This is a genomic window from Noviherbaspirillum galbum, assembly GCF_010974945.1.
Lineage (GTDB): Bacteria > Pseudomonadota > Gammaproteobacteria > Burkholderiales > Burkholderiaceae_D > Noviherbaspirillum > Noviherbaspirillum galbum.
In genome coordinates this window covers 305,950-332,360 of sequence record NZ_JAAIVB010000078.1, presented here as the reverse complement: position 1 = coordinate 332,360, position 26,411 = coordinate 305,950, and the positions used below count along the sequence as shown (strand labels likewise).

24 protein-coding genes are annotated in these 26,411 nt (G+C 66.7%); 13 read left to right on the top strand and 11 right to left on the bottom strand.

The features are described from left to right. The first annotated feature begins 53 nt into the window (after positions 1-53). From G3574_RS24105 to G3574_RS24090, 4 genes are all read left to right on the top strand, one after another. Positions 54-1,508 carry a hypothetical protein gene (locus G3574_RS24105; protein ID WP_163968081.1) on the top strand — a complete coding sequence of 485 codons (1,455 nt, stop codon included), beginning with the start codon at positions 54-56 and terminating at the stop codon, positions 1,506-1,508. 57 nt (positions 1,509-1,565) lie between these two features. Beyond that, the gene (locus tag G3574_RS24100; RefSeq protein WP_407941699.1) at positions 1,566-1,946 is read left to right on the top strand and encodes a DUF1801 domain-containing protein; all 381 of its coding nucleotides are present in this window, start codon (positions 1,566-1,568) and stop codon (positions 1,944-1,946) included. A gap of 142 nt (positions 1,947-2,088) precedes the next feature. Then, positions 2,089-3,249, top strand: a complete 1,161-nt coding sequence (locus G3574_RS24095; RefSeq protein ID WP_235953600.1) for a trypsin-like peptidase domain-containing protein — start codon at positions 2,089-2,091, stop codon at positions 3,247-3,249. Positions 3,250-3,313: 64 nt separating this feature from the next. After that, on the top strand, positions 3,314-3,550 hold the full coding sequence (locus tag G3574_RS24090; RefSeq protein WP_163968079.1) for an oxidoreductase-like domain-containing protein: 237 nt from the start codon (positions 3,314-3,316) through the stop codon (positions 3,548-3,550). Between the two features lie 19 nt (positions 3,551-3,569). Here G3574_RS24090 and G3574_RS24085 read toward each other — a convergent pair whose 3' ends face one another. After that, positions 3,570-4,478: a CAP domain-containing protein gene (locus tag G3574_RS24085; RefSeq protein WP_163968078.1), complete on the bottom strand. Its 909-nt coding sequence runs from the start codon at positions 4,476-4,478 to the stop codon at positions 3,570-3,572. 26 nt (positions 4,479-4,504) lie between these two features. Then, positions 4,505-4,711: a hypothetical protein gene (locus G3574_RS24080; protein ID WP_163968077.1), complete on the bottom strand. Its 207-nt coding sequence runs from the start codon at positions 4,709-4,711 to the stop codon at positions 4,505-4,507. A gap of 220 nt (positions 4,712-4,931) precedes the next feature. On the opposite strand from G3574_RS24080, the gene G3574_RS24075 reads away from it, so the two are divergent. Further along, positions 4,932-5,237 (top strand): hypothetical protein, encoded by a 306-nt coding sequence (locus tag G3574_RS24075; RefSeq protein WP_163968076.1) that lies wholly within the window; start codon positions 4,932-4,934, stop codon positions 5,235-5,237. A gap of 49 nt (positions 5,238-5,286) precedes the next feature. On the opposite strand, the gene G3574_RS24070 is transcribed toward G3574_RS24075, so the two are convergent. Beyond that, entirely contained in the window at positions 5,287-5,538 is a 252-nt protein-coding gene (locus tag G3574_RS24070) for a hypothetical protein (RefSeq protein ID WP_163968075.1), read from the bottom strand. 258 nt (positions 5,539-5,796) lie between these two features. Here G3574_RS24070 and G3574_RS24065 point away from each other — a divergent pair, with 258 nt between their 5' ends. Next, on the top strand, positions 5,797-6,624 hold the full coding sequence (locus G3574_RS24065; protein WP_163968074.1) for an isocitrate lyase/PEP mutase family protein: 828 nt from the start codon (positions 5,797-5,799) through the stop codon (positions 6,622-6,624). A 105-nt stretch (positions 6,625-6,729) separates the two neighbouring features. Here G3574_RS24065 and G3574_RS24060 read toward each other — a convergent pair whose 3' ends face one another. The 6 genes from G3574_RS24060 to G3574_RS24035 all read right to left on the bottom strand — a co-directional run bounded on the left by G3574_RS24060 (position 6,730) and on the right by G3574_RS24035 (position 13,239). Then, entirely contained in the window at positions 6,730-7,254 is a 525-nt protein-coding gene (locus tag G3574_RS24060) for an SRPBCC family protein (protein ID WP_163968073.1), read from the bottom strand. Between the two features lie 3 nt (positions 7,255-7,257). Next, the gene (locus G3574_RS24055) at positions 7,258-8,463 is read right to left on the bottom strand and encodes a vWA domain-containing protein (protein ID WP_235953599.1); all 1,206 of its coding nucleotides are present in this window, start codon (positions 8,461-8,463) and stop codon (positions 7,258-7,260) included. A gap of 68 nt (positions 8,464-8,531) precedes the next feature. Beyond that, positions 8,532-9,440 (bottom strand): AAA family ATPase, encoded by a 909-nt coding sequence (locus G3574_RS24050; protein WP_163968071.1) that lies wholly within the window; start codon positions 9,438-9,440, stop codon positions 8,532-8,534. An 8-nt stretch (positions 9,441-9,448) separates the two neighbouring features. Next, positions 9,449-10,249 (bottom strand): FAD binding domain-containing protein, encoded by an 801-nt coding sequence (locus tag G3574_RS24045; protein WP_163968070.1) that lies wholly within the window; start codon positions 10,247-10,249, stop codon positions 9,449-9,451. A gap of 10 nt (positions 10,250-10,259) precedes the next feature. Continuing rightward, entirely contained in the window at positions 10,260-12,725 is a 2,466-nt protein-coding gene (locus G3574_RS24040; protein WP_163968069.1) for a xanthine dehydrogenase family protein molybdopterin-binding subunit, read from the bottom strand. 1 nt (position 12,726) lies between these two features. Further along, positions 12,727-13,239 (bottom strand): (2Fe-2S)-binding protein, encoded by a 513-nt coding sequence (locus tag G3574_RS24035; protein ID WP_235953598.1) that lies wholly within the window; start codon positions 13,237-13,239, stop codon positions 12,727-12,729. Between the two features lie 339 nt (positions 13,240-13,578). On the opposite strand from G3574_RS24035, the gene G3574_RS24030 reads away from it, so the two are divergent. Then, positions 13,579-14,598, top strand: a complete 1,020-nt coding sequence (locus tag G3574_RS24030; RefSeq protein WP_163968068.1) for an XdhC family protein — start codon at positions 13,579-13,581, stop codon at positions 14,596-14,598. 609 nt (positions 14,599-15,207) lie between these two features. Further along, on the top strand, positions 15,208-15,720 hold the full coding sequence (locus G3574_RS24025) for a hypothetical protein (protein WP_163968067.1): 513 nt from the start codon (positions 15,208-15,210) through the stop codon (positions 15,718-15,720). A gap of 5 nt (positions 15,721-15,725) precedes the next feature. Here the strand turns inward: G3574_RS24025 and G3574_RS24020 are convergent, their stop codons facing one another. Beyond that, on the bottom strand, positions 15,726-16,109 hold the full coding sequence (locus tag G3574_RS24020; RefSeq protein ID WP_163968066.1) for a hypothetical protein: 384 nt from the start codon (positions 16,107-16,109) through the stop codon (positions 15,726-15,728). 332 nt (positions 16,110-16,441) lie between these two features. Between G3574_RS24020 and G3574_RS24015 the strand changes: the two genes are divergently transcribed. From G3574_RS24015 to G3574_RS24005, 3 genes are read left to right on the top strand one after another with little or no spacing between them, the layout of a single operon-like run. Further along, positions 16,442-18,031, top strand: a complete 1,590-nt coding sequence (locus G3574_RS24015; protein WP_235953597.1) for a DUF4118 domain-containing protein — start codon at positions 16,442-16,444, stop codon at positions 18,029-18,031. Further along, the gene (kdpE, locus tag G3574_RS24010; protein ID WP_163968064.1) at positions 18,028-18,723 is read left to right on the top strand and encodes a two-component system response regulator KdpE; all 696 of its coding nucleotides are present in this window, start codon (positions 18,028-18,030) and stop codon (positions 18,721-18,723) included. Before G3574_RS24015 ends, kdpE begins: the two co-directional genes overlap by 4 nt. A gap of 57 nt (positions 18,724-18,780) precedes the next feature. Further along, positions 18,781-20,712, top strand: coding sequence for a potassium transporter Kup (locus G3574_RS24005; RefSeq protein ID WP_205609898.1), 1,932 nt, complete (start codon positions 18,781-18,783; stop codon positions 20,710-20,712). On the opposite strand, the gene G3574_RS24000 is transcribed toward G3574_RS24005, so the two are convergent. Beyond that, entirely contained in the window at positions 20,681-21,991 is a 1,311-nt protein-coding gene (locus G3574_RS24000) for a metal-dependent hydrolase (RefSeq protein WP_163968062.1), read from the bottom strand. The two genes, G3574_RS24005 and G3574_RS24000, sit on opposite strands and share 32 nt — an antisense overlap. Before the next feature lie 48 nt (positions 21,992-22,039). Between G3574_RS24000 and G3574_RS23995 the strand changes: the two genes are divergently transcribed. Together G3574_RS23995 and G3574_RS28880 are read left to right on the top strand one after the other, a co-directional pair. After that, positions 22,040-24,502, top strand: coding sequence for a PAS domain-containing protein (locus tag G3574_RS23995; protein WP_163968061.1), 2,463 nt, complete (start codon positions 22,040-22,042; stop codon positions 24,500-24,502). Between the two features lie 265 nt (positions 24,503-24,767). Continuing rightward, entirely contained in the window at positions 24,768-26,411 is a 1,644-nt protein-coding gene (locus G3574_RS28880; RefSeq protein ID WP_328804841.1) for a methyl-accepting chemotaxis protein, read from the top strand.

Here is a 26,411-nt window from a genome sequence, read left to right as displayed (position 1 = left end):
TCCCTTACACTTGCGACCACGACAATCACGGCAATCATAACGACAACATCATCATGCCCAAGCGACTCATCTCGGCTGGCGCCATCTCGTCGGCGCTCCTGGTTTCCGGCTGCGCCTCCGTATCGGGCGGTAATGTGCAGTCGATGGTCGTGACGACGGCGGAGAAAGGCGGCCGTGACGTCGCCGGCGCCGAATGCATGCTGAGCAATACCAAGGGTAACTGGCGGTTGAAGACGCCGGGAGAAACCACGGTGGTGCGGTCGAATACGCCAATGACCGTCAAGTGCGAAAAGGAGTCTCTGCCGGCCGGCATGGCCACCGTGGAATCCGCCACGCGCGCGGCCATGTACGGCAACATCCTCGTGGGCGGTTTGATCGGCGCCGCCATCGACCATTCGTCCGGCGCCGCCTACGAATACCCGGTCTCGGTGAAAGTCGTCATGGGCGACGTCGTTTCGATTGCCGCGCCCAAGCCGGCGGAAGGCGCCGCCCCGGGCCGCAATCAATCGAAGGTCCACGACAAGCGATTCGACCTGCCGCCGGCAAGCGGTTTTGCGGATGCGGCCAACGTCAACGCCGTTCCTTCCGAGGCGGCGCGGAAAGCCTATGCGCAATGGCTGGAAAAGCCGGTACCTCGGGCCTTCGTGCTGTCTTCCGACGGCCGCGCTTACTGGTCGTCGGACACCTCGGCCGCGGTGCAGCGCGCCACGGATCGCTGCAACGAACGCGCGAGCGGCTGTCAGCTTTATGCGTACGACGACGTCGTGGTCTGGAAGGCGAGCAACGTCATCGAGCCGAGGCAGAGGCGTGCCATGCCCGAGACAGGCAACGCCTTCGAAAACGCCGCTGGCGCGAAACAGGCCAGCGCCGCCGGCATCCAGACCGTGACGGCGCGGGTGACGCACCGCGATCCGCTGCCGGCGCCGACAAGCTTTGCCGCGCTGGACGACATCAAGGCCTTGCCGAATACTGGTGAAAAAGGACGCGACCTGTATCGGGAATATCTGACCTGGGCGGTGCCCAAGGCGATCGCCATCTCCGATCGTGGCGCCATCGCGCGTGCGCATGGCATCCCCGATGCCATGCAGTCGGCATTGCAGAAGTGCGAAAAATTCGGCGGTCCATGCAGGCTCTACGCCGTCGACGGCAACGTGGTCTTCGTGCCGTTTCCGCCCAGGCAGCACCTGTTTCATCGTCCGTCGGCCAGCAATTTCGCGCCGGCCGATGACGTCGCCGCCATGCCCTTCGTGAGCGAACGCGCACGCGAGGGATACAGCCAATATCTCAACCTATCCGCTCCCAAGGCATTTGCCATCAGCGCCCGCGGCCACTGGAGTCACCTGGGCAACGACTCCCGTTCCATGAAGACCGTCCTGGAACGTTGCGAAGCCCATGGTTCTCCCTGCTGGCTCTATGCAGTCGACAACCAGGTGGTCTGGCGCGCGGAAGCCAACGAGCGCATCGGCTTGCGTCAACTGCAGCCCATGGCGGAGAGCGCGGGCAACTAGGGTTCCGCGCCGGGTTTTTCGTTTCAAGAATGCGAACTTTCATGGAGCATGTATTCGATGACCATCATCAAGGACGAGGCAGCGGCAGCAGGGGATTGGCGAAGCGAGGTGCTGGATAGCGTACGCGCTTTGATCAGGCGCGCGGCGCCGCAGGCGACCGAAGAGTACAAGTGGAAGAAGCCTTCCAATCCGTCCGGCGTCCCAACCTGGTCCTGCGACGGAATCATTTGCACCGGCGAGACGTACAAGGACAAGGTGAAGCTCACCTTCGTCCATGGCGCGGCGCTGGATGATCCGCATGGCCTGTTCAATGCGAGCCTGGATGGCAAGGTTCGCCGTGCCATCGACCTGAAGCAGGGAGACGCCCTCGACGAGCCGGCGTTCCTGGCGCTCGTTCAGGCTGCCGTCGACTTCAACCGGAGGGAAAAGACTGGCTGAGTCTCGGCCAAGGATTGCTCCTTGCTTTCTCCGACGCAATCCCTAGCCACGACTTTCACCGCGCGGAACCTTGCCTGAATGGCACGTCTAACCTGACACCCGCCCATCGTCCAACGCCCCCGCCGGAGTCATGAAAGCCGCCATGCCAGCCAAACATTGGTTCACCATGCTGTCCGCCGCGTGCCTGGCGCTTTCGCTGGCCGGATGCGGCAAGAGCGACAAGCCGCCCGCCGCGCCGGGCAATCCGCCGGCTGCCCAGGCACCCGCCCCGGCGGCACCGCAATCCGCCCCCGCCGCTCCGGCCGCCGCGGCCGGCGGAATCACCCTGCCGAACTTCGCCAGCCTGGTGAAGCAGGAAGGCCCGGCGGTGGTGAACGTCAGCGCGATCAAGCGCGGCACGCCGGCGCCGATGCGCCAGGGCGACCCGCTGTACGAATTCTTTCGCCGCTTCGGCGGCCAGCCCGACATGGGCGAAGCGCCGACCGGCAGCGTGGGGTCGGGCTTCGTGATCAGCAAGGATGGCTTCGTGCTGACCAATGCCCACGTCATCGCCGACATGGACGAAGTTTCTGTCAAGCTGACCGACAAGCGCCAGTTCAAGGCCAGGGTGATCGGCGCGGACGTGTTCACCGACGTCGCCTTGCTGAAGATCGACGCCGACAACGTTCCGGTGGTCAAGATCGGCGATCCGTCCAGGCTCGAACCCGGCGAATGGGTAGCGGCGATCGGTTCGCCCTTCGGCTTCGAGAGCAGCATCACGGTGGGCGTGGTCAGCGCGATCGGCCGCATCCTGCCGGGAGGCAGCTACGTGCCGTTCATCCAGACCGACGTCGCCGTCAATCCGGGCAATTCCGGCGGCCCGCTGTTCAGCACACGCGGCGAGGTGGTGGGCATCAATTCCCAGATCTACAGCCAGACCGGCGGCTACATGGGGATTTCCTTCGCGATCCCGATCAACATCGCGATGGACATCGCGAAGCAGCTCCAGGAAACCGGCAAGGTGACACGCGGACGCATCGGCGTGCAGCTGCAGGAACTCACCCAGGATCTCGCCCAGTCGCTGGGCATGAAGAATGCACATGGCGTGCTGGTGGCCGCGGTGCAGCGCAACGGCCCGGCCGACCGGGCGGGCCTGCGTCCTGGCGACGTGATCGTGTCGGTGAACAAGGAGCAGGTGCAGACCGCGGCGGACATGGCGCGTCTCGTGGGCAGCGCCAAACCGGGATCGACGGTGGACGTGGAAGTGGTGCGGGAAGGCCGGACGGCCGCGGTGCAGGTGAAGGTGGAAGCCATGACGGGCTGAGCAAGACGGGCCGAGGTCCGGGCCGGTATACTGCCGCGACCCAAGCACTTTCCGCCCTCGCCACGTGACCACCCAAGCGCTTCCCGCCAATGCCGGCCAGGCACGGCAATGGATCGCCGAGCTCCAGCACAAGCTGGACCGGCTCGGCATCGTCTTCCGCGATCCGCCGGAAGAACCCACCACCTGCTGCGGACGCGGCTGCAATGGCTGCGTCTGGGAGGGCTATCTCCACGCCGCTGGCTACTGGTGCGAGCAGGCGCGCGACCTCGTTCTCGCCGGCGGGGCGCCCGGCCCGGCCTGAGGCGTTTCCCGAAAATCGTTTATTGCGGCGCGCCGAAGAGCTGCGTCCAGTAAACCACCCGGCTCCCTGCCTGCAAGGCATAGGCCGCGCCCATCTCGGTCAGGCGCGGATCCATCAGGTTCGCGCAATGCGGCGGACTGGACAGCCAGCCGGAGACGGCCTCTTCGGGGGTGAATTGTCCCGAGGCGATGTTTTCGCCGACGCGCCGCCAGCGGTAGCCGGCATCGAGCGCGCGAGAACCGGGGTCGCTGCCATCCGAGCCCTGGTGCTGCAGGCTGCGCCTTGCCGCCATGTCGCGGCTGTGGCGCAGCGCCGCCTCGCCCAGCGTGGAACGCCAGGACAAGGGCGGCGCTGGAGGAAACGCCCGGTCGCCGCAGGTATGCGCCACGGCGCGCGCGGCATTGGTGAGGCGCAGGATGTCCTGGCCCGCCTCCGTCCAGTCCGGCAATTGGGGCACGCGCTGCGGCTGCGCCAGCACGATCAGCCAGTCGTTGCCGGAACGCGCGACGCCGATGCTGCTGTATTGCGTGCTCAGCAGGCTGGCGCAATAGGCATTCCGGATCGCGCCCAGCGCCGACTCCGCATCCTGCGGACCCGAGACGTAGATGCCTTCAGCCCGCTCGACCGGATACCCCAGCCGCTCCAGCGCCTGCGGCAGATAGGTCTTCGGCGTGAGCGGCGTCTTGCTCAAGGCAGGCTGGATGGCGAGAGGCGCGGCTGCCTGCGCGGGCTTGCCCCCGCACGCGCCCGGGGCGGCGCGGAATGCATTGATCAGCGCCGCCAGGCCGGTATTGTCGGCGCTCCCGTCGATGGCATCGGCCGCCGGCAAGGAAGGCGCGATGCAGGCAGCGAGGACGAGGCACGCGGCACGCGCGGCCAGGCGCCGCGGCCTGGAAGTCCTGCCGACGCTTTCCTTGCCCCCGGTCAACGGCTCATTGGTCCTTCGCGGCGGGCTCAGGACAGGCGGCGCAACGCGCGCATCGGAGTCCAGGCCAGCTTGCCTTCGTTGATGGCGCGGCCGATGGCATGGGTGATGTCGTGCGGATCGCAGCCTTCCTTCGCATGCCGCTGTTCGATCTCCTGCTTGATTTCGTGTATGTCGTGCACCGTGCCGCCCAGTGCATCGAAGGCTTTCAAGACGTCTTGCGTGCTCATTTCCATGGTTTCTCCTTTCATGGCTGAATCACTCGGAAGCGATCCCCGCTGGCCGGTCCATCCGCCTTGCATGTGCCTTGCCGGAGGGGTCGCTTGTTAGAACCCGGCGCCGGTATCGCGGTTCTTGGAAATTATCCGTTGATTGAACGCAATGCAGACAAAATCCCAAGGGCAAATAATCAGGGACCGGCCTGCGTGCCATGACCACAGCCGAAAGGTGACCCAGATGGAACCACGTGACTTTTTTGCCGGACAGGCGCTCAATGGCCTGCTTCGCGAGGACGACGACTACAGCAAGGGCAAGAACCTGAGGAAACTGGTGACCCTCGCCTATCGCATCGCCGATGCCATGCTGGAGGAGCGGGAACATCTCTCTCACCCGTCGCTGATCCGCGACAACGATGCATTCGGGCATGACGACGACGGCGGCTTCAAGGGTGCTGCACAAGCCACACAAGCCGGAGAGGCCAAGGAAGGCCGGAAAGGCAAGAAGGCGCGCAAGGCGGAGGCGGAAGCGAAACTGGTGCAGTGACACGCGGCGCGGCCCGCCGTCGCGCACCAGTCGTCATCAGTCCTGGGCATCAATCGAAGCGCATCTCGATCAATTCTTCGTCGAGTTGCGGAATGACGCGGCGGCGCTCCATCAGGCTGGATGCGGGAACCCGCCTGCGTTCCCTCACCCATTGGCTGCCGATGCGCAACAAGATGTCGATCGCGATCTCCGCGCCTTCATCCTCCTGCACCACGCGCGCAGGTATCGGGCTGACCTTGAGCGGCGCATCCTCGCAGCGCCACGTCACCCTGTCGCCTTTCTTCCATATTCGCTGGGTCATATACCCTCCCTAAGCAATGTTTCCCGAGGACCATGGCAAGTGTTTTTACCGGTCCTGATGCGGTGCAGCATAGACGCTGGATCGGGCCTTCCTGTTGATCTGTCGCTAGCTTTGCCGAATTCGAGACACGATAGCAAGAGAAATATTGCTCATCCGCATCCTAAGCAGGGCGTGGCCGTTCCTTGCCGCAACAACACCCGGCCAGGACCAAGCTTCCGCTACACTCCGCATGCCAACCCTCAACCGCAAGGAGCCCAGATGTCACGAACCGTCGCCGAAAAACGCGCTGCCTTCCGCGCATTGCACACGTCCGGCTGCTTCATGCTTCCCAATCCCTGGGACGCCGGCAGCGCACGCTACCTGGAAAGCCTCGGCTTTTCCGCCATCGCCACCACGAGCTCGGGATTTGCCTGGTCGACCGGGCGTGCCGACAATCATGTGACCCGCGACGCCGTGCTCGATCACCTGCGGATGATGGCCGAGGCGACCGACTTGCCCGTCAACGCCGACTTCGAGAACGGTTTCGGCGACGATCCGGCCGGCGTGGCGGACAGCGTGGCGCTCGCCGTCGGCACCGGCATCGCCGGCTTGTCGATCGAGGATTCCACCGGCGATCCGGCCGCGCCCCTGTTTCCGCTCGACGTCGCGGTGCAGCGCCTCAAGGCCGCCCGCCGCGCCATCGACGAATGCGGCGGCGACACGCTGCTGATCGGCCGCGCGGAAAATTTCTTCGTCGGCGCGCCGGATCTCGACGACACGATCAAGCGCCTGCGGGCCTATGCCGATGCCGGCGCGGATTGCCTGTATGCGCCGGGCATCCAGACCCGCGGGCAGATCGAGGCCGTGGTTGCCGCGGTCGCGCCGAAACCGGTGAACGTTCTGGTCGGTGCGGCGTCGGATTTCACCCAGGAGGAACTGGCCGGGCTTGGGGTGCGGCGCATCAGCGTGGGAGGTGCGCTGGCGCGCGCAGCCTGGGGCGGTTTCATGCAGGCGGCGCAGGTGCTCGCGAAGGGCCGCTTCGATGGTTTTGCCGGGGCGGCTTCGGGGAAGGAGCTGAATGCCTTGTTTCTGGGGCGGGCTGGGTGAGGATGGCCCCGTGAGTCGCGCTTAGCAAGCGAAACGGATTCCCGCCTTCGCGGGAATGACGGAGGGTGGTGTGGACGTCAGCGGCGAGCCCTAAAAGCTAGCGAGCTACGCCCCTTCCTCCTTCGCCCTACCCGTTCCGATCACGGTATCCTCCGCTTCAGCCGAAGCCGAAGCACCGGGTTCCACCGCCCCCTCGCTCAACCTCCGCACGAAAGCGGCAAAAAACTCATCCGCCATCTTCCCCGCCGCCGCATCGAGCAAGCGCGACCCGATCTGGGCGAGCTTCCCCCCGATCTGGGCATTCGCGGTATAGGCCAGTAACGTCTCCACGCCCTCGACGGAGAGCGTCACCTGCGCCCTCCCCTTGGCAAACCCCGCCATCCCGCCCTCCCCCTCGAAAACCAGCGTGTAAGACTCCGGCGGATTGGAATCGGCCACAAGCAGCTTGCCATTGAAGCGGGTCCGGATCGATCCGATCTTCGACACCATGGTGATCTGGTAGGCGTTGTCGCCGACCGCCTCGAAACGTTCGCACCCCGCCACGCATTGCTTCAGCGTGTCGGGATCGTTGAGCGCCAGCCAGACGGCTTCGCGCGATGCCGGCACGCGGCGGGCACTCGACATATCCATGCTTCATCCTCGCATCTTGGTTGGCGCAACGGGAACCGCATGGCGACGGTTCGCCTGCAGCGACGACAAGGCGCGTCCTAGCGCTTCCAGGCTGTTCAGGTGATGCACCGGCAGGAACCGGTCGACGTGGGGCAGCATGGCGCGAATGCCCGCCGGCCTGGCCTCGAACCGCTCGTAGCGCAGCAGCGGGTTCAGCCAGATCATCCAGCGGCTGGCCAGCCGCAGCGCCTGCATCTGCTTGCCCAGGTCGTCGGCCTCCTCGCCTTCCAGGCCGTCGCTGATGATCAGCACCACCGCGCCCTGCGCCATGAGCCGCCGCGCCCAGCGCCGGTTGAATTCCTTGAGGCAGGCGCCGATGCGCGTGCCTCCGGCCCAGTCATGCACCTGCCGGGCGACCTTGTCGAGCGCCACGTCCACGTCGCGGTCGCGCAGCGCGCGCGAGATGTTGCTGAGCTGGGTGCCGAACAGGAAGGTGTGCACGCGGTCGCGGTCATTGGTCAGCGCATGCATGAAATGCAGCAGCATGCGGGTATAGGGTTCCATCGAGCGCGAGATGTCGCACAGCACGATCACCGTGGGCGGACGCCGCACCAGGCTCCGAAAACGCAGCGCCGCCATGCCGTCGGGTTCGCGCATCATGGACTTCATGGTGCCGCGCAGGTCGACCCGCGGACCGCGCGGATCGGAGCGGGTGCGCCGTCCCGGCAGGCGCGGCAGGGGCAGGCGCATGCTGGCGATCATGCGGCGGGCTTCGCGCAATTCGTCGGGCGTCATGCTGGCGAAATCCTTGTGCTGCAGGGTTTCGCGGGCCGAGGCGGTATCGCTGGAATCGATGCTGATCTGCGGCGGCTGGGCGGGACTGTCCGCGGCCCGGCCCATGTTCGGAAAGAGGGCTTGCGCGACGCGCTGGGGCGGCGGCGGACGCCGGGCGGGCACCGAGCGCAGGCCGCCGAGCAGGCGCAGCAACTCCTGCAACTGCTGGCCGACGCGCGACGGATCCTGCCAGAACCGCTGGAAGGCTTCGTCGAATACGAACTGCTGCTCATGCCGCTGCACCATCACTGCCGACAGCGCGAAATAAAAGTCTTGCCGGCTTCCCAACCCCACCGCCCTCACCGCGCGCAGCGCATCGATGGCGACGGCGGGGCCGAGCGGCAGGCCGGCGCGCCGAAGCACCCGGGTGAAATGCACGATGTTCCGGGCAAGCATGCCGTCTCCGGCAGGGCTGGCACCGGCGGCACCATCAGAACCATCGGCACCGGCGGGAATACCGCTGCTCATGTCGCCATGTCCCGCCTGACTTCCTCAATCAGCCGTTCCAGGGCCGGGCGGTCGATGCTGGCGATATCGTCCTGGTATTTCAGCAGCAGGCCGAGCGTCTCGCCGACCACTTCCGGATCGATGCGTTCGCGGTCGAGCGCGGACAAGGCATTCGCCCAGTCGATGGTTTCGGCCACCCCGGGCGGCTTGACGAGGTCCATGCCGCGCAGCCGGGCGACGAAACCGGTGACTTCCCGGCTGAGCGCCTCGGCCGCGCCCGGCGCCTTGCGGCGGACGATGGCGAGTTCGCGTTCCTTGTCGGGATAATCCACCCAGTGATAGAAGCAGCGGCGCTTGACCGCGTCGTGGATTTCGCGGGTGCGGTTGGAGGTGATGATGACGATGGGCGGTTCGGCGCAGCGTATCGTGCCGATTTCCGGAATGGTGACCTGGTATTCGGCCAGCACCTCGAGCAGGTAGGCTTCGAAGGGTTCGTCGGTGCGGTCGAGTTCGTCGATGAGCAGGACGGGCGGCTTGCCATCGCTCGGCTCCAGCGCCTGGAGGATGGGGCGCCGGATGAGGAAACGCTCGGAAAAGATGCCAGCCTCGAGGTTGTCCTTGAGGCCGGCTTCCCCGGCCCGGGTGGCTTCCGCGAGACGGATCTCGATCATCTGGCGCGGGTAGTTCCATTCGTAGACCGCGCTGGCGATGTCGAGCCCCTCGTAGCATTGCAGGCGCACCAGCCGGCGGCCGAGGCCGGCGGCGAGCGCCTTGGCGACCTCGGTCTTGCCGACCCCCGCCTCGCCTTCCAGGAACAGCGGCCGGCCCATGCGCAGCGCGAGAAACAGGGTGGTGGCGAGGCGCCGGTCCGGCAGGTAGTCCTGCGATTCCAGCAGCCTCGCCACCGCGTCGATGTTTTCCGTCATCGGCTCGCTCAGGCCAGGGTTTGCGCCACCGCGCGGGCCGCCAGCACCGGGATGAGGTGGGCGCGGTATTCCGCGCTCGCATGCAGGTCGGTGTTCAGGCCCTGCGGGGAAAGCGTCACTCCCTTCGCCACCTCCGGGCGATAGTCCCGGCCCAGGGCATCCTCGATGGCGGTGGCGCGGAAGACGCAAGGCCCGCATCCGGTGACGGCGACCCGGACCTGCTTGTCGCCGTCGCGCTGGCTGACGAAGACGCCCGCCAGCGCGAAGTGCGAGGCGGGATTGCGGAATTTTTCATAGGCCGAGCGGCTCGCCACGGGAAAACGGATCTCGGTGATGAGTTCGCCCTCTTCCAGCGCGGTCTGGTACAGGCCGAGGAAGAAGTCGTCGGCCGCGATCTGGCGCCGGTTGGTGCAGACGGTCGCTCCCAGCCCGAGCACCGCGGCGGGATAGCAGGCCGCGGGATCGCTGTTCGCGACCGAGCCGCCGAGGGTGCCGAGGTTGCGCACCTGCGGGTCGCCGATCTGGCCGGCGAGGCTGGCGAGCCCGGGAATGGCCTGCTGCACGAGGTCGGACTTCGCCACCTCCGCGTGGCGGGTGGTCGCGCCGATGACGATCATGTCGCCGTCACGGCGGATGCCGCGCAGCTCCGGGATGCCGCCGAGGTCGACGAGCTGCTCGGCGAAGGCCAGCCGCGTCTTCAGCGTGGCGACCAGGGTCTGGCCGCCGGCCAGGGGTTTGACGTCGCCCTGCCCGAGCAGGGTGACGGCGTCGTTCAGCGTCTTGGGCTGATGCAGTTCGAATGCATACATCGTCGTTTCCTCAAGCTTGGGGGTAGGTGACCGGGATGGAAGAATCGTCCAGTCCCCGGGCGCTGGCGTTGCCGCCCTGGGCGGGGGAGGCGTTGCCCCCGGCCTGCCGGATGGCTTGCCAGACCCGCTGCGGCGACGCCGGCATGTCGATGTGCGTCACGCCCAGCGGCGCCAGCGCGTCGATCACCGCGTTGATGACCGCCGGCGGCGAACCGATCGCGCCCGCCTCGCCGCAGCCCTTCGCGCCGAGCGGATTGTGCGTGCAGGGCGTAATCCGGTGATCCACCTTGAAGGACGGCACGTCGGACGCGCGCGGCATGGCGTAGTCCATGAAGCTGCCGGTCAGCAGTTGTCCGGACTCGCGGTCGTAGACGCAGTTTTCCAGCAGCGCCTGGCCGATGCCCTGGGCCAGGCCGCCATGCACCTGCCCGGCGACGATCATCGGGTTGATGATGTTGCCGAAGTCATCCACCGCAGTCATCGCCACCACTTCCACCTGGCCGGTGTCCGGGTCGACCTCGACTTCGCAGATGTGCGCGCCGCCGGGGTAGGTGAAGTTGGTCGGATCGTAGAACGCGGTTTCGTTCAGGCCGGGCTCCAGCTTTTCCAGCGGATAGTTGTGCGGCACGTAGGCGGTGAAGGCAACCTGTCCGAAAGGCACGCTCTTGTCGGTGCCGGCGACGGTGAACTTGCCGTCCTTGAACTCGATGTCGGTGTCCGCCGCTTCCAGCAGGTGGGCGGCGATCTTCTTGCCCTTGGCTTCGATCTTGTCGAGCGCCTTCATGATGGCGGACCCGCCTACCGAGAGGGAGCGCGAGCCGTAGGTGCCCATGCCGAAGGGTACGCGGCCGGTGTCGCCGTGCACGATGTCGACCTGGTCGATTCCGATGCCGAGCCGGTCGGCGACTACCTGGGCGAAGGTGGTTTCGTGGCCCTGGCCGTGGCTGTGCGAGCCGGTGAACACCGTCACGCTGCCGGTCGGGTTGACGCGGATCTCGCCGACCTCGTACAGGCCTGCACGCGCGCCCAGCGCGCCCGCGATGTTGGACGGCGCCAGCCCGCAGGCCTCGATGTAGGTCGAATAACCGATCCCGCGCAGCTTGCCGCGCTGCTTCGCTTCCTCGCGCCGGGCCGGGAATCCGGCGACGTCTGCCAGGTCCATCGCGCCGTCGAGGCAGGCGTTGAAGTCGCCCACGTCGTATTGCAGGGCCACCGGCGTCTGGTACGGGAAGTTGGTGATGAAGTTGCGGCGCCGGATCTCGGCCTGGTCAATGCCCATCTCGCGCGCCGCCGCCGACACCAGCCGTTCGACCACGTAGGCCGCCTCGGGGCGCCCCGCGCCGCGGTAGGCGTCCACCGGCACGGTGTGGGTGAACACGCCATCCACTTCGGCGTAGATGTGCGGCGTCTTGTACTGGCCGGCGAGCAGCGTGGCATACAGGATTGTCGGCACCGACGAGGCGAAGGTCGAGAGATAGGCGCCGAGGTTGGCGGCGGTATGCACCCGCATCGCGAGGAAGTGTCCGTCCTTGTCCAGCGCGAGTTCGGCGGTGGTGACGTGGTCGCGGCCGTGGGCGTCGGACATGAAGGCTTCCGAGCGCTCCGCCGTCCACTTCACCGGCCGGTTGGTCTTGCGCGCGGCCCAGGTCAGGGCGGCATCCTCGGCGTACAGGAAGATCTTGGAGCCGAATCCGCCGCCGACGTCGGGCGCGATGATGCGCACCTTGTGCTCGGGCAGCGAGAGCACGAACGCGGTCATCAGCAGGCGCTCGACGTGCGGATTCTGGTTGGCGACGTAGACGGTGTAGCTGTCCTCGGCGCGGTTGTAGGAGGCCGAGACGGCGCGCGGCTCGATGGCGTTGGGCACGAGGCGGTTGTTGATCAGGTCGAGCTTCGTCACGTGGGCGGCCTGGGCGAAGGCGGCGTCGACCGCGGCCTTGTCGCCCAGCGACCAGGTGTAGCAGCGGTTGTCGGGAGCGATGTCGTGCACCGCGGGCGCGCCGGACTGGAGGGCGTCGCGCACGTCGGCCACGGCGGGCATGACCTCGTAGTCGACCTCGAGCAGTTCGGCGGCGTCCTTGGCCTGCAGGTAGGACTCGGCGATGACCATGGCCACCGGGTCGCCGACGTGGCGGGCAACACCCTGCGCCAGCACCGGATGGGGCGGTTCCTTCATCGGCTGCCCATGGACGTCGGTGATCAGCCAGCCGCACGGCAGGCCGCCGACCTTGTCGGCGGCGAGGTCGTCGCCGGTATAGATCGCGACCACGCCGGGCGCGGCCAGGGCGGCATCCTTGCCGATGCCCTTGATGCGCGCATGGGCATGCGGCGAACGCAGGAAGCAGGCATAGGTCTGGTGATCCATGCGCACGTCGTCGGTATAGCGGCCGCTGCCGGTCAGGAAGCGGTAGTCTTCCTTGCGCAGCACGGGCGCGCCGATGCCGGTGGCAAGCTTCATGTCGGTGGGTGCGTTCATGTCAGGCTCCCTGCAGTGCGGGCTGGGCTTGCGCCTGGGAGGCGGCCTGCATGCCGGCGGCGCCGGCCTGCACCGCCTTGACGATGTTGTGGTAGCCGGTGCAGCGGCAGATGTTGCCGTCGAGCTGCTCGCGGATGGTCTTCTCGTCAGCATTCGGGCAGCGCTGCACGAGGTCGATGGCATTCATCACCATGCCCGGCGTGCAGAAGCCGCATTGCAGGCCGTGGCAGGAGCGGAAGGCTTCCTGCATCGGGTGCAGCGAGCCATCGGCCGCGCCGATGCCTTCGATGGTCGTGATCTCGGCGCCCTGGAATTGCGCCGCCAGCGCGGAGCAGGCCTTGATCGCCATGCCGTTGGCCAGCACCGTGCAGGCGCCGCACTGGCTGGTGTCGCAGCCGACGTGGGTGCCGGTGAGGCGCAGGTGCTGCCGGATGAAATCGACCAGGAGCAGGCGCGGTTCCACCTCCGCCTGCACCGCCTTGCCGTTGACCTTCAGGGATAACTGGATCGCCAATTTCGTCTCCTTGTGTGGTGTTCTCGGGGGCTGGCGCCGGCATCTGGCGTGCCATGACGCGGCCAGGGCGAAGACGTCGGGGAAGATTTCCGGCAAGCCACATGTCGTACGGACGGAAGCATGCCGCGGTTGACGTTCGCGCATCGCTTATTGGAAATCAACGCCTGCCGCGCCTTCTGCGAAAGATCAAACAAGCGCATCGATGCCGCGAAACATTTTGAAGCCACCGGCAAACCGGCCGGGAACAGGTTAAGCTAAGGGCTTGGACGGCATCAGAAGACGACAAGAAAAGCCGCGCCCGGCCACGCCTGCCGCCCCGTGCGGCATTGAGGAGACATCATGGACACCATCGACCTCGACGTACTGAAGAATTGCGCGCAATGGATTGCCGCCGGCAAGCGCTGCCAGCTGGTGACGGTCATCCGCACCTGGGGTTCCAGCCCCCGCCCGGAAGGCGCGATGCTCGCCATTTCCGAGGATGGCATCGTGGTCGGATCGGTCTCCGGCGGCTGCATCGAGGACGACCTGATCGCCAAGGTGCGCGCCGAGGGCATTACCCGCACCCTTCCGGAACTCGTGACCTACGGCATCACCGCCGACGAGGCCCACCGCTTCGGCCTGCCCTGCGGCGGCACCCTGCAGCTTGCCATTGAACCCCTCGGCCCGGCCAGCGGCATCGCCGAGCTGCTCGAGCGCCTGGGACGCCGCGAACTCGTGGCGCGCCGGCTCGACCTCGGCAGCGGCGCAGTCATCCTCGGCCCCGCCACGAGCGGCATGGCCATGCAGGTTTCGGAATCCGCCCTCACCACCATCCACGGACCGCGCTGGCGCCTGCTCATCATCGGCGCCGGGCAGTTGTCGCGTTTCCTCGCCAGCATCGCCGCCGGCATGGACTATCGCGTGACGGTCTGCGATCCGCGCGAGGAATACCGCGAAGGCTGGAACATCGACGGCGTGGAACTGCTGCATGGAATGCCGGATGACCTGGTGCTCGACATGAAGCTCGACCATCGCAGCGCGGTAGTGGCCCTGACCCATGATCCCAAGCTCGACGACCTGGCGCTGATGGAAGCGCTGAAGACCGACGCCTTCTACGTCGGGGCGATCGGTTCGCGCGTCAACAATGCCAAGCGGCGCGAGCGGCTCAAGCTGTTCGACCTGGATGACGCTCAGCTGGCGCGGTTGCATGGACCGATCGGCTTGTACATCGGCAGCAAGACGCCGTCGGAGATCGCGATTTCGATTCTCGCGGAGATGACGGCCGTGAAGAATGGCGTGGCGGTGCCGCAGGACATGACGGTGCAGGCGGCGAAGGACGCGGCCAAGCTGGGCGCGGGTGGAGAGGCTTGCGGGATTTGAGTTGGGGATGGTCGTTTGTCCTGACCATCGCTATCGGAACTGGCTGTTTTCGTGGTTTGCGCTGATTGTCGGCGTCCGCGAAACTCTCCGTTTTCTGCGCAAACCTCCGGCATCCGCGCGAACCTCTGTCATCCCCGCGTAGACGGGGGTGAAGCAGGGGTTCGCAAGGCACTGCCTTGCGCCTGCGTAACCGATCTGCCTTGCAAGGCAGATCGTGGACTCCCATTTCTGTTTGCGTTCCGATTTCTCTCCGGTGAACCGGTTGGGGTTCCCACTCCGTGGGGCGGTGCCGGGTCTGGCCCCGGCGGGCCAGTTTCTTTCTTTGTCTCGCCCCTAGGCGGGCCCCACGAAAGAAACCAAAGAAAGGCGACCCTGCTGCCGTCGCCCCTGCGGGGTTCCCGAAAGAGAGGACGGCCAAGCGGGAAGCGTGGAAACTCGCCTTCGGCTCAGACAGCCACGCTTCTTTTTCCGCTTGGCCGCCCTCCCTTTCGGCGACGTCAGAAGGGACAACGCAGGCTCGCCTTCGGCATTGCGCTCGGCACCCTTCGGGCACACTGCGTCCCCCAAATCACCGATAATTGTCGCCAATCCAACCCTTACCCGATCGCAATGAAAATGCACGCATCCCCGCGCCGTCCGGCGCTGCTGACCACCCTTGCCCTTGCCTGCCTCGCCAGCGCCCCGCTGCATGCCGAGCCCTTCTTCAGCAGCATCGAGTCCCGCCCGCTGTCGCAGTGGTGGGTCAATCCCGGCTTCTACTCCGCGCACTTCCAGCGCGACAAGGGACTGAACGACAGCAACCCCGGGCTGGGCGTGGAATACCGCATGTCGACCGTCACGTCGCTGACGGCCGGCCGCTTCTACAACAGCGACCGGGCGTATTCCAACTACGCCGGCGTGTACTACCAGCCTTTCACCATCGGCCCGTTCCAGGCGGGCGCCGTGGTCGGGGGCTTCAGCGGCTATCCGAAGATGCGCGACGGCGGCTGGTTCCTGGCGGCGATCCCGGTGCTGACGCTGGAAGGCGAGCGGCTCGGCTTGAACATCGGCATCGTCCCGACCTACAAGGACCGACTCTACGGCGCGATCTCCTTCCAGCTCAAGCTCAAGGTCTGGGAGTGAGCTGATCAGGGATGGACCATGACCGGCAGGGCGTCGCGCATCGCCATGCGGTAGCGCTGTTCCTGCTCGTCGAACGCGGCCTTCTCCGCCGCGGTCATGCGTTTGGCGGTGATGACCACGCGCGGGATGGCATCGGCCGACGCGTCGTCACCGGACGCAACTTCCTCCGGCAAGACCGTGACCGGCAAGGCGGCGGGATAGGTGGCGATGGCGGCGGGCACGGGCAGCGCGGCCTCTGTCTCCGGGGCGGCGGTGCTGCCCAGGCGCGTCACGGCGGCGCCGAAGGCGGCGATGACGAGCGCGATCTGCGCGGTGTGGATCAGGGCGTTTCTGGCGGCAACGTTCATGGTGGTCCTCGCAAGCTCGATGTGATGGAAGAAGGTGAGCATGACGACCTCCTCCGACGCTTCCTTGCCAACTTCGACTTGTCGGAACCTGCCATGCCTTGCTTCATCCATTGCACGGCGCATGCCATGCCTTCGCCACCTTCACCGGAACAAAATTTCCTTTCCCAATCAACGGCTTATAAATTCGTGGCAAAAATTGCCATGGCGCAGGCAGTTGGCCGGCGCCCGACATCCGCCGCCCGAAAAGTCGGGTCCGGCACGACGCCTGGTGCCGACGCCATCAGGCCGGCGCGGGTTTTTACAACAAATTTATGCGCTTTCCACTACGCTGGCGTCATGAATGCTTCCCGCCCGAATTCGCGCCAGCCCAGGTCATGAACACGTCCCGGCCACCCGAACGGATTTCGCCGGGCCGCGCCTATGCGGCGGCGGTGGTCGCGCCGCTCTGCTGCGCGCTGCTCGCCACGCCGCTGACGCACTACCTCGACCTGGTGAACATCATCATGCTGTTCCTGCTGGTCGTGGTGGCATGCGCCGCGCTGCTCGGCCGCGGGCCTGCCGTGGCCGCCACGCTGGTGAGCGTGGGCGCGTTCGACTTTGCCTTCGTGCCGCCGCCGTTCTCGTTCACCGTGGCCGACGGCCAGTACCTGATCACCTTCGTTGTCATGCTGATCACCGGCCTGCTCATCGCTCAGCTCACCAGCCAGCTGCGGGAACAGGCGCGCGCGGCGCTGGGACGCGAGGCCCAGACCCATGCCTTGTATGAATTCGCCAAGGAATTGTCCGGCACGCTGCAGCGCGAGCAGATCGCCGAGCTGACCCGCCACCATGTGCGCGCGATGTTCTTCGCGCCCTCCGCCCTGCTCCTGCCCGACGAGGACAACCGCCTGCGGATGGCGGAGACGCCGGGCGACGGCGCGCCGGCCATGCCGTTCGGCGTGCTCGAGCTGGGCGTGGCGCAATGGGCGTTCGACAACGCCCGTCCGGCCGGCCCGGGCACCGACATGATGCCCGCGTCCCGGTTTCTCTACGTGCCGCTCATCGCGCCGGTGCGGCCGCGCGGCGTGCTGGCGGTGCAGCTCCATGGATCCAGAACCAATGCGCCGCAGCAGCTCGGCATCTTCGGCGCGCTGGTCGCGATCGCCCTGGAGCGCGTGCATTACATCGACGTGGCGCAGCGCGCGATGCTCGACATGGAATCGGAACGCCTGCGCCATTCCCTGCTCGCGGCGCTGTCGCATGACATCCGCACGCCCTTGACCTCGCTGGTCGGTTTGGCGGAGGCGCTGGCCATGAGCGATCCGCCCTTGCAGCCGCAGCAGCGCGAACTGGCCGAGGCCTTGCGTGAAGAAGCGCAGCGCATGAACGGCATGGCCTCGACCCTGCTCGACATGGCCCGGCTGCAGAGCGGCAGCGTGCAACTGAACCTGCAATGGCAATCGCTGGAGGAAGTGGTCGGCAGCGCCCTGCGGGCCTGCGCCGTCCCGCTGCGCGCGCATGTCATCCGCACCTGCGTTCCGGCCGGCCTGCCACTGGCGCGTTTCGATGCGGTGCTCATGGAACGCGTGCTGTGCAACCTGCTAGAGAATGCCGCGAAATACACGCCGCCCGGAACGCCGGTCACCGTGTCGGGATGGCAGCGCGGCAACTGGCTGGAGGTGGAGGTGCGCGATGGCGGGCCCGGCTTGCCGGCGGGCCGGGAAGAACAGCTGTTCGGCAAGTTCGTGCGCGGGGAACGCGAATCGGCCTTGCCCGGCGTGGGGCTCGGGCTGTCGTTGTGCCGCGCCATCCTGCAGGCGCATGGCGGCGACATCCACGGCGCCAACGTCCCGGGAGGCGGCGCGTCCTTCCTGTTCCGCCTGCCGCTGGAGGCGGTTCCCGCGGTGCCGGACGCCGCGGACCTGCCGGAAGCCGGCCGCGAGCCGGCTGCGCCCAGCCATGCCGGCGGGAGGGCATCGGCATGAGCCGTCACCTTCCCGTCGCCGTCATCATCGAGGATGAGCCGCAGATCCGCCGCTTCGTCAGGCTCGCGCTTGCCGGCGAGGGATGGCAGGTGCACGAGGCCGAGACCATGAAGCGCGGGCTCATCGAAGCCGGCAGCCGCAAGCCCGACCTTCTGCTGCTCGATCTCGGCTTGCCGGATGGGGACGGCGTGGACTTCATCCGCCAGGTCCGCACCTGGTCGCCGCTGCCCATCATCGTGCTCTCCGCGCGCAGCACCGAGCAGGAAAAGATCCTTGCGCTGGACGCCGGCGCCGACGACTACCTGACCAAGCCCTTCGGCATCGGCGAGCTGCTGGCGCGGGTGCGCACCGTGCTGCGCCGCCTGCAGCCCGGCGGCAGCATGCCATCGCTCGTCAGCTTCGGCGACGTGACGATCGACCCGCAGGCACGCCTCGTCACCAAGGCCGGCCAGGCGCTGCACCTGACGCCCACCGAATACCGCCTGCTCGGCGCGCTCATCGCGCATGCCGGCAAGGTCATCACCACCCAGCAGCTGCTGAAGACGGTATGGGGGCCGACCCATGCCGACAGCACGCATTACGTACGCATCTACATGGGCCACCTGCGCCAGAAACTGGAAGACGACCCGACGCAGCCGCGCTACCTGCTGACCGAAACCGGTATCGGCTACCGGCTGCAGCTGCCGGACTGACCCCCGCTTCATAGCAGAAGGCTCCCGACCACCCGCTCAATGCAATCACTTTCCGCCATGTCCACCTCCTCCTCATTGCATTCGCCCGCCGACCCCGCGGCCAGCCATGACGCTGGCGCGAGCCATGCCCGCACCGGCATCGCCGCCCTCACACTGGCCGCCATCGGCGTGGTCTACGGCGACATCGGCACCAGTCCGCTGTACACGCTCAAGGAAGTATTTTCGCCGGAGCATGGCCTGATGCTCGACGAAGCCAACCTGCTCGGCGTGCTGTCGCTCATCCTCTGGGGCCTGACGATCATCGTGTCGCTGAAATACGTGTCGCTCATCCTGCGCGCGGACAACCGCGGCGAAGGCGGCATCATGGCGCTGGTGGCGCTGGCCTTGTCGACGGTGGGCACGAAGTCGCGCTGGCATTTCCCGCTGGCCATCGTCGGCCTGATCGGCGCCGCGCTGTTTTTCGGCGACGGGGTCATCACGCCGGCGATCTCGGTGCTTTCCGCCATCGAGGGGCTGGAGGTGGCGACGCCCGCCTTCAAGCCCTACGTCGCGCCGCTGACCGTCGGCGTCCTGGTGGGCCTGTATGCGGTGCAGAGCAAGGGCACGGCCGGCATCGGCAAGTGGTTCGGGCCGGTGATGCTGGTGTGGTTCGCCGCGCTGGCCGCGATGGGACTGGTCAACATCGCCGGCCATCCCGACGTGCTGCGCGCCCTGAATCCGCTGCACGCCGCGCGCTTCCTGCTGGCCAACGGCTGGGTCGCCTTCCTCGCGCTCGGCGCGGTGGTGCTGGCCTTCACCGGCGCGGAAGCCTTGTATGCCGACATGGGACATTTCGGCAAGAAGCCGATACGCGTGGCCTGGTTCGCCATCGTGTTTCCCGGCCTGGCCCTGAGCTACCTCGGGCAGGGCGCCTTGCTGCTGGCCAATCCGCAGGCCGTGTCCAATCCCTTCTACCAGCAGCTCGGCCCATGGAGCGTGTATCCGCTGGTCGCCTTGTCCACGATCGCCACCGTGATCGCCTCGCAGGCCACGATCTCCGGCACGTTTTCCATCGTGCAGCAAGCCATCGCCCTCGGCTACCTGCCGCGCATGCGCATCGTCTACACCTCGGAAAGCGAGATGGGGCAGATCTACGTGCCGTTCGTGAACTGGCTGCAACTGGTGGCGGTGGTGCTGGCGGTGCTCGGCTTCGGCTCGTCGTCGAACCTGGCTTCCGCGTACGGCATCGCCGTGACCGCGACCATGCTCATGACCACCGTGCTGACCTTCTTCGTGGTGCGCCACCGCTGGAAATACCACGCGGCAATCGCCTGGCTGGCAACCGCCTTCTTCCTCGCGATCGACTTCGCGTTCTTTTCCGCGAACACGCTCAAGATCCTGCATGGCGGCTGGTTCCCGCTGGTGCTCGGCGCGGCGGCGATGCTGCTCATGACCACCTGGAAGGAAGGACGGCGCCTGGTGGCCGACAACCTGCGCCGCCACATGGTGCCGCTGCAGGATTTCCTCGACTCTCTGTTCATGGGCGAACCGGCCCGCGTCAGCGGCACGGCGGTATTCTTCCGCGCGGTGGCCGACGGCGTGCCGCATGCCATGCTGCACAACCTGATGCACAACAAGGTTCTGCATGAGCGGACCATCTTCCTCACCATCCGCAACGAAGCGATTCCCCACGTTCCGCCCGACCAGCGCGTAAAGGTCGAGAACCTCGGCCACGACTGCTACCAGGTGGACGTGCATTTCGGCTTCATGGACGAGCAGGACATCCCCGCCGCCCTGGCACAGTGCGGCGGATTCGACCCGGCCCTGGCGCCGATGGAAACCTCCTACTTCATCGCCCGCCAGACCGTCATTCCGCGGGTGGGCAGCGGCATGGCCCTGTGGCGGGAAACCTTGTTCGCGACGCTTTCGCGCAATGCGCGGGACGCGGCGGACTACTACCGCATTCCCGCCAACCGGGTCATCGAGCTGGGGACGCAGGTAGAGATCTAGCGCCGGGGCCCGCCGCAGTGGCTGTGCCATTGCCCGCGTCCGTGCCCAGCAGGTCCTCGCGCGGGAACGACCATTGCGGCACGAAGCGCGGACAATCCGGACGGGGCGATGCCGCCCGGGAAGGGATCTGCATCGCCGTGAAATTCCCGCGCGGCGAATTGGCGTAGCGGGCATCGAAGACATTGTTGCCGTCGATCAGCGGCATGCGCGCGAAGCGCATCCAGGCCTCGAAGCGGCAATCGTCGCGCCGCAGGGCGCGCAAGCGCTCCAGGTCGGCCTGCTCCTGCCAAAGCAGGATCATTCCTCCGGGACCGGGCGCCGCTCCCGCCGCAGTTCCGGCGAGCGCCGGCGGGCAGGCGCCGGCCGGCACCACGGACGGCGCCGCGCTGACCAGGCCATGCCGCAGCAGGTAACGCTGCGTGGCTTCGTTCTTCTCGATGGACACCACGTCCCAGCAGAAGGGATTGCTCGGATAGGCGGTCAGGGCGGCGTCGAGCAAGGCGTTGCCCGGGTCGGCTTCGTGCAGGGCCTGGACGACCGCCTCGCGGGCCCGTCCGGCGGCGGCCTGCTGGATGCCGACGAAGCTTCCGGCGGCCAGCACCGCCAGGCAGAGGCCGGCCAGTCCCGCGCTGCCGGCGCGAAGCTGCAGCCAGGCGCAGGCAATGCCCAGCGTGGCGAGCATGGCGAAGGATGGCCAGGAAAGGTAGCCCTGGGTGGTGAACCAGAGCGGCACGCCGACCAGCAGCGCGCTGAACAAGACCTTCAGCGCCTTGCCCGGCAAGGTCATGGCCATCGGTACCCCGAAAGCGATCCAGAACACCGGCTCCAGGATGAATACCAGATCGCCGTAGAACCAGCGCCCGCTGAACGGGTGGAAGGGATGCACGCCGTAGGAATTCAGGAAGTCCATGCCGATATGCAGCAGCAGGCCCGCGCCCAGCGCCAGCCCCAGGCCGGCGCGCGCCGCGCCGCTGTAGCGCAGCAGCGTGCGCGCCGATGGCCAGAGCAGCCAGACCAGCAACCAGATCAGCCCCGCCTGGGGCAAGGCGGCCAGCAACGTATGGGTATGCCCGCGGTGATGCAGCAGGTAACCCAGGGGCGGGGACATCAGCGGCGACAGCAGCAGGTCGAGATCGGGGAAATTGCTGGCGGCCCAGCCGGCGAACAGCAGCATGCGCCGGCGCGTCCTTTGCTCCAGCGGATCGAGTTCATGCGGCAAACAGCGGTGGATGGCTTCGCCCAGGGCGAGGCCGACGACGGAATGGGTGAGGTTATCCATCCACGAATGCTACCTTGACCGCCGACGGCGTGCAGGCAATGCCGTAGAATGACGGCGTCCTCCTTTCCGGCGCCCGTTTCCGACACCATGCCCTCCTCGCACGACTTTGCCTTCATGCTGCCGGTCCACGGGGAAATGGCCGAACGGATCCGCGCCCACGACTGGTCCTCCTCTCCGGCCGGCGCGCCATCCGGCTGGCCGGCGGCGCTCAAGACCACGCTGAGCATGATGCTGGGCGCCCGCTTTCCGATGTTCCTCGCCTGGGGCGACAGCCACGCCTACTTCTACAACGACGCCTTCATCGACATCCTCGCCGACCGCCATCCCTCGGCGCTGGGCCGCCGGCTCGCCGACATCGCCCCGGAAGCCTGGGAAACGGTATCGTCGCTGATCGGCCGGGCGCTCGCGGGACAAGAGGTGTATCACGAGGACATGCCCTTCAAACTGCGGCGCAAGGGCTACGATGAGCAGGCCTGGTTCACGGTGTCTTATTCCCCCGTGCTCGACGACGCCGGCGCTGCCATCGGGGTGCTGGGCGTCTGCGTGGAGACGACCGGCCGGCTGCACGCCGAGCAGGCGCGGCTGGAAGAAATCGGCAGGCTGCGGGAAGTATTCGAACAGGCGCCGGTGCCGATCGCGGTCCTGATGGGGCCGGAGCATCGCTACGAAATCTCGAATGCCATGAACCAGGTCTTTCTCCAGCATCGCGCAGTCCTTGGATTGCCGGCGGCAAAGGCCCTGCCGGAAGCGACCGAGCAGGGCCTCATCGCCTTGCTCGACCAGGTGTACCAGAGCGGCGAACCCTACCTGGGATGGGAGGTGCCGGTGACCGTCGGCACCGCCAGCGGCACGCCGGCGCTGCATTACGTGAATTTCATCTACCAGCCCATCCGCGACAGCCTGGGCCGCGTCATCGGCATCTTCTCGACCGGTAGCGACATCACCAGCGCCGTCCTTGCCACGCGCGCACTCGAAGCCAGCGAACAGCGCTTCCGCACGATGATCGATGCCGTGCCGCAGATGATCTGGTGCGCGTCGCCGGATGGCGCCAATACCTACTTCAACAAGCAGTGGTACGCCTTCACCGGCATGCCGGCAGGGAACCTCGACGGCTGGATGGCGGTGCATCCGGACGACCGCGCCTGCAACGCCGTCCAGTGGCGCGCCAGCGTGGCGACCGGCATCCCATACGAGGTGAAGAACCGCCTGCGGCATCATTCCGGCGAATACCGTTGGACGCTGGTGCGGGCGCTGCCGGTGCGCGACGCCGCCGGCGAGGTTACCGAATGGATGGGCACCAATACCGACATCGACGAGCAGGAAAGAGCCGTCGAGGCGCTGCAGCAGGCAAGCGCGCGCAAGGATGAGTTCCTCGCCATGCTCGCCCATGAACTGCGCAATCCGCTCGCCCCGATCAGCGCCGCCGCCGAACTGCTGGCCCTGCGGGCCGCGCAGGACGCCGGCGTGCGCCAGGCCGCCGGCATCATCGCCCGGCAGGTCGATCACATCGTGCACCTGGTCGACGACCTGCTCGATGCGTCGCGCGTGACCCGCGGCCTGATCCAGCTCGAAAGAAGCATGCTCGACATGCGCGAGGTGGCGGCCGGCGCGCTGGAACAGGTCCGGCCGCTGCTGGAACGCCATCGCCACCATCTCGCGGCCGACCTGCCGGCCTCGGCGGTGCACGTCCTGGGCGACGGCAACCGGCTGGTGCAGGTGCTGGCGAACCTGCTGAACAATGCCGCCAAGTACACGCCCGAAGGCGGCCATGTCAGCCTTGCCATGAAGGCGGGCGGCGAAACCGTCGAGGTATGCGTGGCCGACGACGGCGCCGGCATGACGCCCGACCAGTTGCGGCAAGCCTTTGAACTGTTTTACCAGGGGGAGCGCACGCTCGACCGCGCCCAGGGCGGACTCGGGATCGGGCTCGCGCTGGCGAAGAGCCTCGCGCAACAGCATGGCGGCAGCATCGCCGCAAGCAGCGACGGCCCAGGCAAGGGCAGCCGGTTCGTGCTGACCTTGCCGCGCGCGGCGGCCGGCGCGCCTTCCGGCCTGTCCGGCGTACCTCTGGCCGCCGCCGGCGCCCAGCGGGCAAGCAGCCGCCGCGTGCTGGTCGTGGACGATAACGTGGATGCTGCCCTGAGCCTCGGCCTGCTCCTGGAAAGCATGGGCCATGTAGTGGTGACGGCGCATGACGCCGCTGCCGCCCTCGCCCGCCACCGCGAGGCGTCCTTCGATGCCTACCTCCTCGACCTGGGCTTGCCGGGCGTCGACGGCTTCGCGCTTGCCCGCCTCCTGCGCGCGGACCCGGCCTCCGCGTCAAGCCTGTTCGTCGCCCTGACCGGCTACGGACAGGAGCAGGACAAGCTGGCTTCAAAGGCGGCCGGATTCGATTGTCATCTCGTCAAGCCTGTTGGAGCCGCACAACTGCATGAAGTCCTCGCATCTTGCGGTGCCGGAATCGACGCGCAAGGAGCGCGCATCGATTCCTCGTCTCAGCCCGCCCCGTGACGCATCGCCGAGCAATCGCTCGCTGCCTGGGCCTTAATGTGCCTCCAAGCCCCCGTTCCGAAAAATGCAATTGCGCAACTAGTATTAGTCTTGTTTAATAACGGAAGCTCTCCCGCTGCCGCCAGGCACTGATTTTTCCAACAACATGATCGGGAGACCGTCGCGCCTGACAGGACGCCCGACGCACTGCGCGCCGCCTCCCGGTACCGCGGGGAACCCACGCAAGCATGCCCACGATGAGCAAGGCTGCCTTGAGGATTGAACAATGATGAAACTTTCGAACTTGAAAATCGGTGTCCGGCTGGGCCTGGGCTTTTCCCTGTTGCTGTTGCTGATCGCCATCATGAGCGCAACCAGCCTCTGGCGTCTCGGCACCATCGATACGGCCAAGGACAGGATGGTGGAAGCCACGCGGGAACAGAACCTGGTCCAGGAATGGCTGCGCGGCATTGCCACGAATTCGGTGCGCACCTTCGCCCTCGCCCGGACCAACGACCCGGCCGACAAGAAAATGCTCGAAGGCGAACTGAGCGCGCAGAGCAAGCGCCTGACCGAACTGCAGAAAGAACTCGAAAGCGTGATGACCTCGCCGCGCGGACGTGAATTGATGGCGAACGTCGCGAGCAAGCGGACCGCCTATACCGATTTCCGCAAGCAGGTGTTCCAGCTCAAGGGCGAAGGCAAGGAAACCGAAGCCCGCCAGCTCGCCGACGAAAAGATGATGCCGGCCATGAAGCTTTACATCGAATCGGTCTCCCAGGTTCTCGCCCATGAGCAGACGACTTTCAAGGAAGCCGACACCTCGATCGAAGCCATGTTCCTTTCCAGCAAGCAGCTGCTTGCCGGCATCACGATCGCCGCGCTCGCCATCGGCGTGCTGCTCGCATGGCGCCTCTCGCGCAGCATCACCGCTCCGCTCGAAAAGGCGGTCCGCGTCGCGCAAATGGTTTCCTCCGGCAACCTGACCGCGCGCATCGATGTCCGTTCCAGCGACGAGACCGGGCAACTGCTGCTGTCGATGCGCAACATGAACGACAGCCTGACCGACATCGTCGGCCAGGTCAGGACGGGCACCGAAGCGATTGCCTCCGCCTCGTCGCAAGTGGCATCGGGCAGCGTCGACCTGGCCGCCCGCACCGAAGCCCAAGCCTCGTCGCTGGAAGAGACGGCCTCGTCGATGGACGAACTGACCTCCACGGTCCGCCAGAACGCGGACAATGCCCGCCAGGCCAGCGAACTCGCCGCCATGGCCTCCGGCGTGGCCAGCGAAGGCAGCAAGGTCATCGGCGAAGTCATCGGCACGATGCAGGACATCAATGGCTCGTCGCGTGAAATGACCGACATCATCAACGTCATCGACAGCATCGCCTTCCAGACCAACATCCTCGCGCTCAACGCGGCGGTGGAAGCCGCCCGCGCCGGCGAACAGGGCCGCGGCTTCGCCGTGGTCGCCACCGAAGTCCGGACCCTCGCGCAGCGCAGCGCCGGCGCCGCGAAGGAGATCAAGCGCCTCATCGAGGAATCGAGCGCCAAGGCAGACAATGGCAGCAAGCTCGTCGGCCAGGCGGGCCAGACCATGCAGCAGATCGTGGAAAGCACCCGCCGGGTGGCGGACATCATGGCCGACATCACCGTCGCCAGCCAGGAGCAGAGCGCCGGCATCCAGCAGATCAACCAGGCGATTTCCCAGATGGATGCCATGACCCAGCAAAACGCATCCCTGGTGGAAGAAGCCACCGCCGCCGCGCAAGCCATGCGCGAACAGGCGGTGTCGCTGGCCGAAGCGGTCAGCGTGTTCCAGGTAGGCGCCGCGGTCACGCACGCCCGTCCGGCGATGACGGTGGTAGCGTCGAGCAGGGACGCATTGCCCGCGCAGGTAGAAACGCCGCGCCGAAGGATTGCTTCGTGA

Bases quoted from the DNA above. Each gene is read 5' to 3' on its own strand.
- G3574_RS24105 (WP_163968081.1), top strand. From the start codon at position 54: ATGCCCAAGCGACTCATCTCGGCTGGCGCCATCTCGTCGGCGCTCCTG.
- G3574_RS24100 (WP_407941699.1), top strand. From the start codon at position 1,566: ATGACCATCATCAAGGACGAGGCAGCGGCAGCAGGGGATTGGCGAAGC.
- G3574_RS24095 (WP_235953600.1), top strand. From the start codon at position 2,089: ATGCCAGCCAAACATTGGTTCACCATGCTGTCCGCCGCGTGCCTGGCG.
- G3574_RS24080 (WP_163968077.1), bottom strand. From the start codon at position 4,711: ATGGAAATGAGCACGCAAGACGTCTTGAAAGCCTTCGATGCACTGGGC.
- G3574_RS24075 (WP_163968076.1), top strand. From the start codon at position 4,932: ATGGAACCACGTGACTTTTTTGCCGGACAGGCGCTCAATGGCCTGCTT.
- G3574_RS24070 (WP_163968075.1), bottom strand. From the start codon at position 5,538: ATGACCCAGCGAATATGGAAGAAAGGCGACAGGGTGACGTGGCGCTGC.
- G3574_RS24065 (WP_163968074.1), top strand. From the start codon at position 5,797: ATGTCACGAACCGTCGCCGAAAAACGCGCTGCCTTCCGCGCATTGCAC.
- G3574_RS24060 (WP_163968073.1), bottom strand. From the start codon at position 7,254: ATGGATATGTCGAGTGCCCGCCGCGTGCCGGCATCGCGCGAAGCCGTC.
- G3574_RS24055 (WP_235953599.1), bottom strand. From the start codon at position 8,463: ATGCTTGCCCGGAACATCGTGCATTTCACCCGGGTGCTTCGGCGCGCC.
- G3574_RS24050 (WP_163968071.1), bottom strand. From the start codon at position 9,440: ATGACGGAAAACATCGACGCGGTGGCGAGGCTGCTGGAATCGCAGGAC.
- G3574_RS24045 (WP_163968070.1), bottom strand. From the start codon at position 10,249: ATGTATGCATTCGAACTGCATCAGCCCAAGACGCTGAACGACGCCGTC.
- G3574_RS24040 (WP_163968069.1), bottom strand. From the start codon at position 12,725: ATGAACGCACCCACCGACATGAAGCTTGCCACCGGCATCGGCGCGCCC.
- G3574_RS24030 (WP_163968068.1), top strand. From the start codon at position 13,579: ATGGACACCATCGACCTCGACGTACTGAAGAATTGCGCGCAATGGATT.
- G3574_RS24025 (WP_163968067.1), top strand. From the start codon at position 15,208: ATGAAAATGCACGCATCCCCGCGCCGTCCGGCGCTGCTGACCACCCTT.
- G3574_RS24020 (WP_163968066.1), bottom strand. From the start codon at position 16,109: ATGCTCACCTTCTTCCATCACATCGAGCTTGCGAGGACCACCATGAAC.
- G3574_RS24015 (WP_235953597.1), top strand. From the start codon at position 16,442: ATGAACACGTCCCGGCCACCCGAACGGATTTCGCCGGGCCGCGCCTAT.
- kdpE (WP_163968064.1), top strand. From the start codon at position 18,028: ATGAGCCGTCACCTTCCCGTCGCCGTCATCATCGAGGATGAGCCGCAG.
- G3574_RS24005 (WP_205609898.1), top strand. From the start codon at position 18,781: ATGTCCACCTCCTCCTCATTGCATTCGCCCGCCGACCCCGCGGCCAGC.
- G3574_RS24000 (WP_163968062.1), bottom strand. From the start codon at position 21,991: ATGGATAACCTCACCCATTCCGTCGTCGGCCTCGCCCTGGGCGAAGCC.
- G3574_RS23995 (WP_163968061.1), top strand. From the start codon at position 22,040: ATGACGGCGTCCTCCTTTCCGGCGCCCGTTTCCGACACCATGCCCTCC.
- G3574_RS28880 (WP_328804841.1), top strand. From the start codon at position 24,768: ATGATGAAACTTTCGAACTTGAAAATCGGTGTCCGGCTGGGCCTGGGC.